Below are 14900 nucleotides of genomic sequence, written 5' to 3'. Positions count from 1 at the left end.
TCTATCCATTTTTTCAATGCAAAATAAGTTTTGGATATTTACTACGAGAGAATTATGATGAGGTGAACATATATGGAAGGTGTAGTATTATTACATAAGCCAAAAGGCATGACATCACATGATTGTGTATTTAAATTAAGAAAGATATTGCGAGAAAAGAGAATTGGTCATACGGGAACATTAGACCCTGATGTAACAGGAGTATTACCAATTTGCGTTGGAAGAGCAACGAAAATTGCACAATTTTTAACAAGTGAAACGAAAACATATGAAGGTGAAGTAACATTAGGGTTTTCAACGACAACCGAAGATGCTTCTGGTGAGGTTGTTGAAACGAAAAATGTAGATCGTACTATTACTCGTAAGGAAGTAGAGAAAGTCCTTGCGGAATTAACAGGCACGATTGAACAAACGCCACCAATGTTCTCGGCTGTAAAAGTAAACGGGAAAAAATTATACGAATATGCAAGAGCAGGACAAGAGGTAGAACGTCCAGTTCGTACAATTACAATTCATGAATTCGTATTACTTGATGATCGTGAAGTTTTTGAAGGAGAAAATATTTCATTCCGTTTCCGTGTAACGTGTAGTAAAGGAACATATGTAAGAACGTTAGCTGTAATGATAGGGGAGAAACTTGGTTTCCCATCACATATGTCTCACCTTGTAAGAACGGCATCTGGTGAATTTTTATTAGAAGATTGCATATCATTTGAAGAAATTGAAGAAAACGTGCAAAATGGAACAGTAGAGTCTATCTTCATTTCAATTGATGAAGCATTAAGCAAGTTTCCAAAAATGGTTGTAGATGAAAAGCAAGCAGAGAAAATAAAGAATGGTATGTTCTTAAAGAATGAATTAGAAATAACAGCACCGTTTATTACAGTGTTTGATAAAAATGATCGTTGCTTAGCAATTTATGAACATCATCCGAAACATCCTGGCATGTTAAAGCCGATGAAAGTACTTGTGAATAATCAAGAACTAAAGCTATAATGAATTATTGGAAGGATTATTACAGAAAAAGGTGAATTCAAGCGTGAAACTTATTCATTTAACTCATCCACATGAACAAAATAAATTAGAATTACCACCTACTGTAATGGCATTAGGATTTTTTGATGGCATTCATTTAGGACATCAATGTGTAATTCGAACTGCGAAAAAAATAGCGGACGAACGAGGATATAAAAGTGCAGTTATGACATTTCATCCTCATCCATCTGTTGTTTTAGGGAAAAAGGATGCGCATGTGGAGTATATTACACCAATGCGCGATAAAGAAAAAATAGTCGAAAGCTTAGGAATCGATATATTATATGTGATTAAATTTGATGAATCATTTGCAGGGTTATTACCGCAACAATTTGTAGATGATTATATTATTGGTTTAAATGTAAAGCATGTAGTAGCAGGGTTTGATTATTCATATGGACGTTTAGGAAAAGGAAAGATGGAGACTTTACCATTTCATGCAAGAGGGGAGTTTACACAGACTGTGATTGAAAAAGTTGAATTTCAAGAAGAGAAAGTAAGTTCTACAGCATTACGAAAGTTAATTCGAAATGGCGAAATGGAGCAAATTCCATCTATTTTAGGTAGAGCCTATACTGTAGCGGGAACAGTTATACACGGCGACAAACGTGGGCGTCAAATTGGTTTCCCAACAGCTAATGTAGGTTTAAGTGATGAGTATTTATTGCCACCTGTAGGTGTTTATGCAGTGAGATTAAAAGTTCACGATGAATGGTACGATGGTGTATGTAATATTGGATATAAACCGACTTTTAAAGAAGATGAGCGTCAATTATCAATTGAAGTGCACTTATTTGAATTTAACAAAGATATATACGATCAAAATGTTACAGTAGAGTGGCATATGCGTATAAGAGCAGAAAAGAAATTCAACGGTATTGATGAGTTAGTTGAACAAATCGCAAAAGATAAGAAGACAGCACAAGAATATTTTATGAGCGAAAAGAATATACTTGCTTTTTCAAATGAAAAGTAGTATTCTATGTTATGTACTTTATGACAACCATTGCTTGGCATTGCGACTCACCGACGCTTGCTAGGTAATTGGGGGTTTAATTAATAGGAGGTGAAATAGGATGGCTTTAACACAAGAACGTAAAAATGAAATCATTGCACAATTTAGAACTCATGAGACTGATACTGGTTCTCCAGAGGTTCAAATTGCTGTCCTAACGGAGCAAATTAACACTCTAAACGAGCACTTACGTACTCACAAGAAAGATCATCATTCACGTCGTGGTCTATTAAAGATGGTTGGTAAACGTCGTAACTTACTAACTTACCTTCGTAATAGCGATATCACACGTTACCGTGAATTAATCACAAAGCTTGGCTTACGTCGATAGTCAAAGAAGCGGGAATATTCCCGCTTTTTTGTTAGGTAAAAATATATCTTCTACGCTTTATAGCTTACTTAATTTTAGGCAATACTAGAGGTAGAATATTGTGATATACTATCCATTTACATAGAAGAATTGAATACTTTAAATTGAGAGGGGTACTTAAATGAGTCAAGAAAAGCAAGTCTTCTCGATAGATTTAGCTGGTCGCCAGCTAACAGTTGAAACTGGTCAGCTTGCAAAACAAGCGAACGGAGCAGTATTAGTAAGATATGGCGATACAGCGGTTCTATCTACAGCAACTGCATCAAAAGAAGCAAAAAATGTAGATTTCTTCCCACTTACAGTAAACTATGAAGAGCGTTTATATGCAGTCGGAAAAATTCCTGGCGGTTTCATTAAACGTGAAGGTCGTCCAAGTGAAAAAGCAATTTTGGCAAGTCGTTTAATCGACCGTCCAATCCGTCCACTTTTCGCAGATGGTTTCCGTAACGAAGTACAAGTTGTCAGCATCGTAATGAGTGTTGATCAAGATTGTTCTTCTGAAATGGCAGCTATGCTTGGTTCTTCATTAGCGTTATCGATTTCAGATATTCCATTTGAAGGTCCAATCGCGGGTGCAACAGTTGGTCGTATTAACGGCGAATTCGTTATCAACCCAACAGTAGAACAGCAAGAACAAAGTGATATTCACCTTGTTGTAGCTGGTACGAAAGATGCAATTAACATGGTTGAAGCAGGAGCAGATCAAGTGCCTGAGGAAACAATGTTAGAAGCAATTATGTTTGGTCATGACGAAATTAAACGTCTAATTGCATTCCAAGAAGAGATTGTACAAGCTGTAGGTAAAGAGAAATCAGAAGTGAAACTTTATGAAGTTGACGCTGATCTTAACCAAGCTGTACGTGAAATGGCTGAAGAAGATATGCATTCAGCAATTCAAGTACATGAGAAACATGCACGTGAAGATGCAATTAACGAAGTGAAAAAGCGTGTTATTGAGCATTACGAAGCGCAGGAAGCTGACGCTGATACATTAGGACAAGTAAATGAGATTTTATATAAAATTGTAAAAGAAGAAGTACGTCGTCTTATTACAGTTGAAAAAATCCGCCCAGATGGCCGTAAAGGTGACGAAATCCGTCCATTAGCATCAGAGGTTGGCATTTTATCTCGTACACACGGTTCTGGTTTGTTCACTCGTGGACAAACACAAGCATTAAGTATTTGTACATTAGGTGCATTAGGCGATGTGCAAATTTTAGATGGTCTTGGTGTAGAAGAATCAAAACGCTTTATGCACCATTACAATTTCCCATCATTTAGTGTTGGTGAAACAAGACCAATGCGTGGACCAGGTCGTCGTGAAATCGGTCACGGTGCACTAGGAGAACGCGCACTTGAGCCTGTAATTCCATCTGAAAAAGATTTCCCATACACAGTACGTCTTGTATCTGAAGTTTTAGAATCAAATGGTTCTACTTCACAAGCAAGTATTTGTGGTAGTACTTTAGCAATGATGGATGCTGGTGTTCCACTTAAAGCTCCAGTTGCAGGTATTGCAATGGGTCTAGTTAAAACTGGTGAGCATTACACAATTTTATCTGATATTCAAGGTATGGAAGATCATTTAGGTGATATGGACTTTAAAGTAGCAGGTACAGCACAAGGTGTAACTGCACTACAAATGGACATTAAAATCGATGGTCTATCTCGTGAAATTTTAGAAGAGGCATTACAACAAGCGAAAGTTGGTCGTGTGCACATTCTAAATCATATGTTATCTGTTATTCCAGAGCCACGCACTGAATTATCAGCGTACGCTCCAAAGATTATTACAATGACAATTAATCCAGATAAAATCCGTGACGTTATCGGACCGAGCGGTAAACAAATCAATAAAATTATTGAAGAAACTGGCGTTAAAATTGACATCGAGCAAGATGGCACAGTATTCATTTCTTCAATAAACCAAGAAATGAACGACAAAGCTAAGAAAATTATCGAAGATATCGTTCGCGAAGTACAAGTAGGTGAAATCTACGAAGGAAAAGTGAAACGTGTTGAGAAATTCGGTGCTTTCGTTGAATTATTCAGCGGTAAAGATGGATTAGTTCACATTTCTGAACTTGCACTTGAGCGTGTAGGTAAAGTAGAAGACGTTGTAAAAATCGGTGACGTAATTACGGTTAAAGTTATCGAGATTGACAAGCAAGGTCGCGTAAATCTATCTAGAAAAGTATTGCTAAAAGAAGAGCAAGAAAAAGAAGCTGCTAAAGAAGAAAACAAACAAGAGCAGCAATAAGTAAAAGCCAGTTTAACTGGCTTTTTTTGTTATGTAAAAAACATGTTGTTCAATATATTTTTATGTCGGTATAGGTATAGTTTTCATTATAACGCTCAAATTAACAAAGATAAGAAGAAAATGTTTTTATATAGTTAATTTGGGAGGGTTTATATGAAAGTTCGTATATTGGCATACATATGTATATTTTCTTTATATGTCAGTTTAGGCTCTTATTCTGTTTTTGCACAGGATAACTTATATGAAGAAATTCAAAAGCATGCAAAACAGTATGAGATTGCACCTCAAAATGCGATGATTGATAAAATATGGAAGGCAACACCTGGATATAATGGAAGACAAGTGGATATTGAAGCATCGTATAATAATATGAAGAAGCTAAAGAAATTTGATCAAAAATATCTTGAATTCAAAGAAGTCTCACCAAGTGTTCATTTAGAAGATTTATCACCAGCTCCAATTTATAGAGGGCATCCAAATAAAAAGATGGTAGGATTAACAATAAATGTGGCATGGGGAAATGAGTATTTGCCTCGCATATTAGAGATATTGAAAAAGCATGATGTGAAGGCCACTTTCTTTTTAGAAGGACGTTGGGTGAAAGAAAATTTGCGGTTTGCAAAAATGATTGTCGATGCAAAACAAGAAGTTGGAAATCACTCGTACACACACCCTAATATGAAAGCGCTATTGTCTGATGAAATACGAGATCAGTTACAAAGAACAAATCGAATGATTGAAGCAGCTACGAATCAAAAGGTGAGATGGTTTGCACCGCCGAGTGGAAGTTTTCGAGATGAAGTCGTGAAAATTGCAGATGATTTCCAAATGGGAACGATCATGTGGACTGTTGATACAATCGATTGGAAGCGCCCTGAGCCAGATGTACTATTGCAGAGAGTAATGAGAAAAATACATCCTGGTGCTATCGTATTAATGCATCCTACTTCGTCAACAACAGAAGCATTAGATACAATGATTACAAAATTAAAGGAACAAGGATATAAAGTAGGGAATATAACAGAATTACTGGATGAAAAACGTGTGGATTAAATACATTTGCATGACATTCATCCTTAAACTTGTTATCATTAAATAATAGCACTTATTTAGAGAAACTGGCAGTAGGAGGAAAGTTTTTGATTAAAAAATATACTTGTAAAAATGGTGTAAGAATAGTTATGGAGAATATACCAACTGTAAGATCGGTTGCGATTGGTATTTGGATCCATGCAGGATCAAGAAATGAAAATGAAAAAAATAACGGGATTTCTCACTTTTTAGAGCATATGTTCTTTAAAGGGACGGAAACACGTAGTGCACGCGAAATTGCAGAATCATTTGATAGCATTGGTGGGCAAGTGAATGCTTTTACTTCAAAAGAATACACTTGTTACTATGCAAAAGTGCTAGATGAGCATGCTAAATATGCTTTAGATGTATTAGCAGACATGTTCTTTAATTCAACATTTGATGAAGAAGAACTGAAAAAAGAGAAGAATGTTGTATGTGAAGAAATTAAAATGTACGAAGATGCTCCAGATGATATTGTGCATGATATGTTAACGAAAGCAACATATGAAACGCATCCGCTTGGGTATCCTATTTTAGGAACAGAAGAAACGCTTAATACGTTTACAGGTGATACGTTACGCCAATATATTAAGGATCATTACACACCTGAAAATGTAGTTGTTTCAGTTGCAGGAAATATTGATGAAGCCTTCTTACAAACGGTAGAGCAATATTTCGGTAGTTATGAAGGAACAACAAACCGTGAACAAGTACATAGCCCAATTTTCCATTTTAATAAGGTAGCACGTAAAAAGGAAACAGAACAAGCTCATTTATGTTTAGGATATAAAGGCTTACAAATGGGACACGAAGATATTTATAACTTAATCGTATTAAATAACGTGTTAGGCGGTAGTATGAGTAGCCGTTTATTCCAAGAAGTACGTGAGCAACGTGGGTTAGCGTACTCAGTATTTTCTTACCATTCTTCTTATGAAGATACAGGTATGTTAACACTGTATGGTGGAACAGGTAGCCAACAATTAGATACACTGTATGAAACAATGCAAGAAACATTAGAAACATTGAAAAATACAGGTATTACAGAAAAAGAGCTTATTAATAGTAAAGAGCAACTAAAAGGAAACTTAATGTTAAGTTTAGAAAGTACGAATAGCCGTATGAGCCGTAACGGTAAAAATGAATTGCTTCTTCGTAAACATCGTTCACTTGATGAGATTATTGAAAGTGTAAACACTGTAACAAAAGAAAATGTGGACGGATTAATTCGCAATATGTTTACTGACGAGTTCTCTGCGGCACTTATTAGTCCAGACGGAAAACTTCCAAGAGGAATAAAACTATAATCAACTTTTACAATGTACCTGAAAATAACCTTCTCTCTTTTTAAAAGAGAGAAGGTTATTTTTTTTATACATATAGAATAGGTACTAATTATAGACAATGCAAATGAAAAATTCAGTAGGGGGAGTGGAGTGTGTATGCGATTAAGTGAATTAAGTGGTAAAGAGGTTGTAGATATAGAAAAAGCGGAAAAAATGGGAGTCTTAGGTTATATGGATTTAGAGATTAATGAGAAAGACGGGCAAATACAAACACTTATAATACCTGTAGGGAAGTGGGGAGGCTTTAAAAAGGAACCACAAGAAGTAAGGGTGGCATGGAGTCAAATAAAGAAAGTCGGACATGATATGCTTCTTTGTGATAGTATAGATCATTCAAATTCGGAGTGAAGGATGGCCATTTTGGTCATCTTTTTTTGTATCTACATAGAAACCTGATAAATCATATGTGCATTTGGATTTTCAATCACCATAAACTCGTACATTACATATGATGTGGAGGAAAAAGAAAAAGTAGGCACTTTTCTTATAAATGACAGAAAAAGAAGGTGAATTAGGGAATGTTGACTGAGATGCATATTGCTGTCATAGGAGGAGATGCAAGGCAGCTAGAAGTAATTCGTAAGCTAGTTGAATTGGATGCGAAACTTTCTTTGATAGGTTTTGATCAGTTAGATCATGGTTTCACAGGGGCAGCAAAAGAAAGTATACAAAATTTAGATTTCACTTCTGTAGACGCAATTATTTTGCCGGTTGCAGGTACAAATGCCAAAGGAGAAGTAGATACTATTTTTTCAAATGAAAAAGTTTCAATAACGAAAGAACAAATTGAAAATACACCAGAACACTTTACTATATATTCAGGTATTGGTACACCTTACTTGGAAAATCTCGTATCTACTACGAACCGAAAACTTGTTAAATTATTTGATCGTGATGATGTAGCAATATACAATTCTATTCCAACGGTAGAAGGTACATTAATGATGGTAATTCAACATACCGACTATACAATTCATGGGTCCAATGTAATGGTTCTAGGATTTGGTAGAACAGGAATGAGTGTTGCGAGAGCATTTCAATCATTAGGAGCCCATGTCAAAGTTGGAGCAAGACGATCTGAACATATTGCACGTATTACAGAAATGATGTTTTCTCCTTTTCATATGCAAGACATAGAGAAAGAAGTAGGAAATGTCGATATTGTAATTAATACGATTCCGCACCTCGTTGTAACAGCGAATGTTATTGCAAAAATGCCAGCTCATACGCTAGTGATTGATTTAGCTTCTAAACCAGGCGGTACCGACTTTAGATATGCGGAAAAAAGAGGAGTCAAAGCATTGCTAGCACCTGGATTACCAGGTATTGTTGCCCCAAAAACGGCTGGGCAAATTTTAGCAAATGTTCTTTCTCAGTTATTAGCAGCAGATGCAATCGCAAAGGAGGAGGAAAAGAAATGAGTTTGAAGGGGAAACGAATTGGTTTCGGATTTACAGGTTCACATTGTACGTACGAAGAAGTAATGCCTCATTTAGAAAAATTAATTGCTGAAGGAGCAGAAGTACGTCCTGTTGTTTCATACACTGTTCAATCAACAAATACTAGATTTGGAGAAGGAGCAGAGTGGATTAAGAAGATTGAAGAAATAACAGGTTTTAAAGCAATTAATTCAATTGTTGGAGCAGAGCCACTTGGACCTAAAATTCCATTAGACTGCATGGTAATCGCTCCTTTAACAGGAAATTCTATGAGTAAATTTGCAAATGCAATGACAGACTCTCCAGTACTAATGGCAGCAAAAGCGACGCTAAGAAATGGCAAGCCTGTCGTATTGGCAGTTTCGACGAATGATGCTTTAGGGCTTAATGGAGTAAATCTCATGCGCCTAATGGCAACAAAAAACATCTACTTCGTCCCATTCGGCCAAGATGCACCAGAGAAAAAACCGAACTCAATGGTAGCTCGCATGGAGCTGCTAGAAGATACAGTGTTAGAAGCGCTGCAAGGGAAGCAATTGCAACCGGTGGTCGTAGAAAAATTCAGATATATGAATTAAAAAACGAAAAAAAACGGACAATTTTTGATGAAACCATCATTCTTACTGTAGAATATGATAAAATTAACGTTATTAAGATTAGAAGGGGTATTGTATACTCCTTCTGATTCTAAGTTATAGAAGGATTGGTATCTAGAAAGGGGCATAGTGATGGAAAAGCAAAAAACTTTTCATGTCGCTGTAGTTGGAGCAACCGGCGCAGTTGGTGAACAAATGTTAAATACTTTAGAGAAACGAGAATTTCCAATCGGGAAATTAACGTTACTTTCATCTAAACGATCTGCAGGTAAGAAACTTGTATTTAAAGGCGAAGAATTTACGGTTCAAGAGGCAACTCCTGAAAGCTTTGAAGGAGTAGATATCGCACTATTTAGTGCTGGTGGATCTGTATCGAAACAATTAGCCCCAGAAGCAGCAAAACGCGGTGCGATTGTTGTTGATAATACAAGTGCATTCCGTATGACAGAAAACGTGCCACTTGTTGTACCTGAAGTAAATGAAAACGACTTAAAAGAACATAATGGTATTATTGCAAATCCAAACTGTTCTACAATTCAAATGGTAGTAGCTCTTGAGCCAGTTCGTCAGCAATATGGTTTAAAACGAGTAATCGTTTCCACATATCAAGCTGTATCAGGTGCTGGTGCGGCAGCTATTGAAGAACTGCATGAACAATCACAAGCAATCTTAAATGGCGAAGAAGTTAAGGCAAATGTTCTTCCTGTATCAGGTGATAAGAAGCATTTCCCAATTGCTTTTAATGCGATTCCACAGATTGATAAATTCCAAGATAATGGATTTACGTTTGAAGAAATGAAAATGATTAACGAAACGAAAAAAATTATGCATATGCCTGAATTAGAAGTAGCGGCAACATGTGTACGTTTACCAGTTGTATCAGGACACTCTGAGTCTGTTTACATCGAAGTAGAAAAAGAAGGCGTAACAGTAGCAGAATTAAAGAGCTTACTTGCAAATGCGGAAGGTATTGTTCTACAAGATAATCCAGAAGAGCAGCTATATCCAATGCCAGCTACTGCAGTAGGTAAAAACGAAGTATTCGTTGGAAGAATCCGTAAAGATTTAAATAACGATAAAGGATTCCATCTTTGGGTCGTATCTGATAACTTATTAAAAGGCGCTGCATGGAATTCTGTTCAAATTGCAGAGCGCTTAGTAAAATTACAATTAGTGTAAACGGCTAAGAGAAGGTGCAAAATATGAAAATAATTGTTCAAAAATTTGGTGGCACATCAGTACGTGATGACAATGGACGTAAGCATGCGCTTCATCATATAAAAAAATCATTAGCTGCTGGTTATAAAGTAGTTACTGTCGTATCTGCTATGGGCCGTAAAGGTGAACCATATGCAACGGATACGTTATTAAGTCTTGTAAATCAAGAGGAATCTACTATTTCTAAGCGTGAGCAAGATTTATTATTATCGTGTGGAGAGTTAATCTCTGCAATTGTTTTCTCTAATATGTTGAATGAGAACGGTATAAAAGCAGCAGCATTAAATGGTGCACAAGCTGGTTTTGTAACGAATGATGACTTTACGAATGCAAAGATTATTGAAATGAATTGCGATCGTATACATGAAGAGTTAGAAAATGTAGATGTAATCGTCGTTACAGGATTCCAGGGACAAACGAAAAAAGGTGATACGACAACACTTGGACGCGGAGGTAGCGATACTTCAGCTTCAGCATTAGGTGTTGCACTTCATGCTGAATACATCGATATATTCACTGATGTAGAAGGTGTTATGACTGCGGATCCTCGTATTGTAAAAGATGCACGTCATCTTCAAACTGTAACGTATAACGAAATTTGTAACATGGCTTATCAAGGTGCGAAAGTCGTTCATCCACGTGCAGTTGAAATTGCGATGCATGCAAAAGTGCCACTTCGTGTACGTTCTACGTATTCTGATAGTGAAGGTACGCTTATTTCAGCATATGACGGTGCTACAAGAGGTCGTGATGTAGAAGAACGTCCTGTTACAGGCATTGCCCACGTATCAAACGTAACGCAAATTAAAGTGCTTGCAAAAGAAACGGCATATGATTTGCAACAACATGTGTTTAAAGAGATGGCGAACGAAGGAATAAGTGTTGATTTAATTAATATTTCACCTACTGGCGTAGCATATACGGTGAGTGATAATGTATCAAGTCATGCAGTTAAATTATTACAGAACCTTGGATATGAGCCAATTGTGACAGAACATTGTGCGAAAGTATCTATCGTTGGGGCTGGAATGGCAGGATACCCAGGGGTTACTGCGAAAATCGTTACAGCTTTAGCGGAAAAAGGTATTCAAATCCTGCAATCGGCAGATAGTCATACAACAATTTGGGTTCTTGTAAAAGAAACTGATTTAGTGGAGGCTGTAAATGCATTACATAGTGCGTTTGAGCTTTCAAAAGAAAAGCAACTGGAACAATAAGGAGTGAGACCATGATAGATTTTGGGACAATTGCAACCGCGATGGTAACACCGTTTGATATAAACGGGAATATCGATTTTGCAAAGACAACGAAATTGGTAAATTATTTAATTGATAACGGTACAACAGCAATCGTGGTAGGAGGAACGACAGGAGAATCTCCTACATTAACTTCAGAAGAGAAAGTAGCGTTATATCGCCATGTCGTATCTGTTGTCGATAAAAGAGTGCCCGTAATCGCTGGAACAGGTAGCAATAATACGCATGCTTCTATTGACTTAACTAAAAAGGCAACAGAAGTTGGTGTGGATGCAGTAATGCTAGTAGCACCGTATTATAACAAACCGAGTCAAGAAGGAATGTATCAGCATTTTAAAGCAATTGCTGAAAGCACGCCGCTTCCGGTTATGCTATATAACGTTCCAGGACGATCTATTGTACAAATCTCCGTTGATACAGTTGTTCGTTTATCAGAAATAGAAAACATTGTTGCTATTAAAGATGCCGGCGGCGATGTGTTAACAATGACAGAAATCATTGAAAAAACAGCGGACGACTTTGCGGTATACAGCGGTGATGACGGTTTAACGTTACCAGCTATGGCAGTTGGAGCGAAAGGTATCGTTTCGGTAGCATCTCATGTTATCGGAAACGAAATGCAAGAAATGATTACAGCATTTCAAGCAGGAGAATTTAAGAAGGCACAAAAATTACATCAATTACTTGTAAGAGTAACTGATTCATTATTTATGGCGCCAAGTCCAACTCCAGTAAAAACAGCGTTACAAATGGTTGGATTAGATGTAGGTTCTGTACGTTTACCACTTCTTCCATTAACAGAAGAAGAAAGAGTAACGTTACAATCTGTAATGCAATCTATCCCTCGTTAATAAAAAATGACCTAGTGTAGAACTAGGTCATTTTTTATTATATGCAAATCTTTTCCTCTTTTTCTTACTTATATGTGTTCTTATAAGAATATTAATCGCTTCTTCATTATGTATATAAGAAAATAATCGTACTCCTTTAACCGAGTCAAAAAATGATAGATATTATGGAATAAACGTAATAAACTACGGTGTTTGTTTTTAGAGAAATCCCCTCAAATTTGACGTAATTCATAAAAAAACTCCATTTTGTAAGTGTTTTTGTTGGATTCTAGAAAAATAAATCTTGAAACTCCCTATTATGAAATGAATTTAGCGTATGTATGGCTAGTTCTTCAAAATAATATGGAGTATAAAATCGAAGTAAATATAAAGGAAATACCTTCGATACTTTTGTTGTCATTCCGTTCTTTTACTCTTTCTTTCGCACGATTTAACTTGTGTTCTATTTCTTGTATCAGGTATAATATGGCTAAGTAGCTTAGTACGGGTATGCTTAGCAAAATTGGGAAAAATTATAATTTAATTAAATTTTCATATCATATCGAATAAGATATTTGATTTATATAATGAAAGAGAGGTGAAACCTGGTTTAAAAAATAAACAAGGACATGATATCGCATAACGGTAAGGACATTCGTCTTGGACGGTGAAAATATGGTGGTTGTAGAGTTTCCCCTGGTGTCTCTGCAATTTTAGTGAAATCAGTGTTTGCAAGATTTTTAAACCAGGCAACAACATGAAGAGAAAAGAGAATGAGTCTGTTAAAGTATTTGCTCTTGGTGGAGTAGGTGAAATCGGGAAAAACATGTACTGTGTTGAAATTGATTCTGAAATCTTTATCGTAGATGCAGGGTTAATGTTCCCGGGAGATGAAATGTTTGGAATTGATATCGTTATTCCTGATATTACATATTTAGTGGAAAATCAAGAGCGAGTAAAAGGTTTATTTATTACTCACGGTCATGAAGATCATATTGGTGGAATTGTGTATGTACTTCGTAAATTATCTATTCCAGTCTATGCAACGAAATTAACAGTAGGACTTATACAAGAAAAACTTGGTGAAGCGGGCATGTTAGGCCGTGTAGACCTAAAAACAATCGATTCAAATTCAACAGTAGAATTTAACACTACAACGGTGTCATTCTTCGGAACGACACATAGTATTCCGGATTCTGTTGGCGTTTGTTTCCATACATCAAAAGGTGCAGTCGTATATACGGGAGACTTTAAATTCGATCAAACTCCAATTGGAAATAGTGGAGCAGACCTTGGGAAAATGGCGCAAATCGGAAATGAAGGCGTACTTTGCTTATTATCTGATAGTACAAACGCAGAGCGCCCAGGCTATACAGGTTCAGAAAAAGAAGTTGGTGTAGAAATCTCTAAAGTGTTCTACGGTGCAGAAGGTCGTATTATCGTTGCTTCATTTGCATCGAATGTACATCGTATTCAACAAGTATTTGATGCAGCTGCTGAAACAGGGCGAAAAGTAGCGGTAGTAGGACGTAGTATGGTGAAAGTAGTAGACATTGCAAGACGTCTTGGTTATTTAGATGTTCCAGAAGGTATGGTTATTTCATTACAAGAAGTAGACAACTTCCCAGAGAAAAAGGTAGCTATTTTAACGACAGGTAGTCAAGGTGAACCGATGGCTGCTCTATCTAGAATGGCAAAACAAGCACATAAGCAAATTTCAATTCGTAAAGGTGATACTGTTATCATTGCTGCTTCGCCAATTCCGGGTAATGAAATATCTGTATCAAAAATTATTGATTTGTTATTTAGAGCTGGAGCTGAAGTTGTTTATTACGGCGAACGAAAAGTTCACGTGTCAGGTCACGGTAGCCAAGAAGAATTAAAATTAATGTTAAATTTAATGAAACCAAAGTACTTTGTACCCGTACATGGTGAGTTCCGTATGCAAAAAGCACATGCATATTTAGCTGAAGATGTAGGTATTACAAGAGAAAATATCTTTATCGTAGAAAAAGGCGATGTAATTGCTTTTGGTGACGATGAAGCAAACTTAGTCGGTAAAGTACAAGCTGGTAATGTTTTAATTGATGGATTAGGTGTAGGTGACGTTGGTAATATCGTTCTTCGAGATAGAAAGATGTTATCTCAAGATGGAATACTAGTAGTTGTTGTAACGCTTGGTAAAGATGAAAAGAAAATTATCTCTGGTCCAGAAATCATTTCACGTGGTTTCGTATATGTTCGTGAATCAGAAGCGTTAATTGAACGATCTACAGAGATTGTACGTATGATTGTTGAGCAGTCAATTAAAGAATATTCAATTGAATGGTCAATGTTAAAACAAAATATTCGTGAATTATTAGGACAGTTCTTGTACGAAGAGACAAAGAGAAAACCTATGATTTTACCGATTATTATGGAAGTATAAAAAGATCACCCTTATGGGTGATCTTTTTTCTTT

General features: G+C 36.4%; 13 protein-coding genes. All 13 read left to right on the top strand.

What is annotated here, in order from left to right; all coding sequences use genetic code 11:
* Positions 1-72: 72 nt before the first annotated feature.
* The 13 genes from truB (at position 73) to F3I02_RS10235 (ending at position 14867) form a co-directional block, all read left to right on the top strand.
* Entirely contained in the window at positions 73-996 is a 924-nt protein-coding gene (gene truB / locus F3I02_RS10295) for a tRNA pseudouridine(55) synthase TruB (protein WP_196477918.1), read from the top strand.
* A 43-nt stretch (positions 997-1039) separates the two neighbouring features.
* On the top strand, positions 1040-2011 hold the full coding sequence (gene ribF, locus F3I02_RS10290; protein WP_000766706.1) for a bifunctional riboflavin kinase/FAD synthetase: 972 nt from the start codon (positions 1040-1042) through the stop codon (positions 2009-2011).
* A 100-nt stretch (positions 2012-2111) separates the two neighbouring features.
* The gene (gene rpsO, locus F3I02_RS10285) at positions 2112-2381 is read left to right on the top strand and encodes a 30S ribosomal protein S15 (protein ID WP_001229392.1); all 270 of its coding nucleotides are present in this window, start codon (positions 2112-2114) and stop codon (positions 2379-2381) included.
* A 160-nt stretch (positions 2382-2541) separates the two neighbouring features.
* Positions 2542-4680: a polyribonucleotide nucleotidyltransferase gene (gene pnp, locus F3I02_RS10280; protein ID WP_000076737.1), complete on the top strand. Its 2139-nt coding sequence runs from the start codon at positions 2542-2544 to the stop codon at positions 4678-4680.
* A 153-nt stretch (positions 4681-4833) separates the two neighbouring features.
* A complete protein-coding gene (locus F3I02_RS10275; protein WP_196477917.1) occupies positions 4834-5733 on the top strand; it encodes a polysaccharide deacetylase family protein in 900 nt (299 codons plus the stop codon).
* Positions 5734-5819: 86 nt separating this feature from the next.
* A complete protein-coding gene (locus F3I02_RS10270; protein ID WP_000593000.1) occupies positions 5820-7061 on the top strand; it encodes a M16 family metallopeptidase in 1242 nt (413 codons plus the stop codon).
* 135 nt (positions 7062-7196) lie between these two features.
* On the top strand, positions 7197-7448 hold the full coding sequence (locus tag F3I02_RS10265; protein WP_001239758.1) for a YlmC/YmxH family sporulation protein: 252 nt from the start codon (positions 7197-7199) through the stop codon (positions 7446-7448).
* Positions 7449-7618: 170 nt separating this feature from the next.
* The gene (gene dpaA / locus F3I02_RS10260; RefSeq protein WP_000954738.1) at positions 7619-8521 is read left to right on the top strand and encodes a dipicolinic acid synthetase subunit A; all 903 of its coding nucleotides are present in this window, start codon (positions 7619-7621) and stop codon (positions 8519-8521) included.
* On the top strand, positions 8518-9117 hold the full coding sequence (gene dpaB, locus F3I02_RS10255; RefSeq protein WP_000053596.1) for a dipicolinate synthase subunit B: 600 nt from the start codon (positions 8518-8520) through the stop codon (positions 9115-9117). Before dpaA ends, dpaB begins: the two co-directional genes overlap by 4 nt.
* Before the next feature lie 150 nt (positions 9118-9267).
* The gene (gene asd / locus F3I02_RS10250; RefSeq protein WP_000414846.1) at positions 9268-10314 is read left to right on the top strand and encodes an aspartate-semialdehyde dehydrogenase; all 1047 of its coding nucleotides are present in this window, start codon (positions 9268-9270) and stop codon (positions 10312-10314) included.
* 23 nt (positions 10315-10337) lie between these two features.
* Positions 10338-11570 (top strand): aspartate kinase, encoded by a 1233-nt coding sequence (dapG, locus tag F3I02_RS10245; protein ID WP_000692451.1) that lies wholly within the window; start codon positions 10338-10340, stop codon positions 11568-11570.
* Positions 11571-11581: 11 nt separating this feature from the next.
* Positions 11582-12460 carry a 4-hydroxy-tetrahydrodipicolinate synthase gene (gene dapA / locus F3I02_RS10240; RefSeq protein ID WP_000564763.1) on the top strand — a complete coding sequence of 293 codons (879 nt, stop codon included), beginning with the start codon at positions 11582-11584 and terminating at the stop codon, positions 12458-12460.
* Between the two features lie 736 nt (positions 12461-13196).
* Positions 13197-14867 carry a ribonuclease J gene (locus F3I02_RS10235; RefSeq protein ID WP_000823096.1) on the top strand — a complete coding sequence of 557 codons (1671 nt, stop codon included), beginning with the start codon at positions 13197-13199 and terminating at the stop codon, positions 14865-14867.
* The last annotated feature ends 33 nt before the right edge of the window (positions 14868-14900 follow it).

It is taken from the genome of Bacillus sp. SRB3LM (genome assembly GCF_015712745.1).
Taxonomy (GTDB): Bacteria; Bacillota; Bacilli; order Bacillales; family Bacillaceae_G; genus Bacillus_A; species Bacillus_A thuringiensis_K.
The sequence above is the reverse complement of the archived record's forward strand: the minus strand, read 5'-3'. Positions and strand labels throughout refer to the sequence as shown.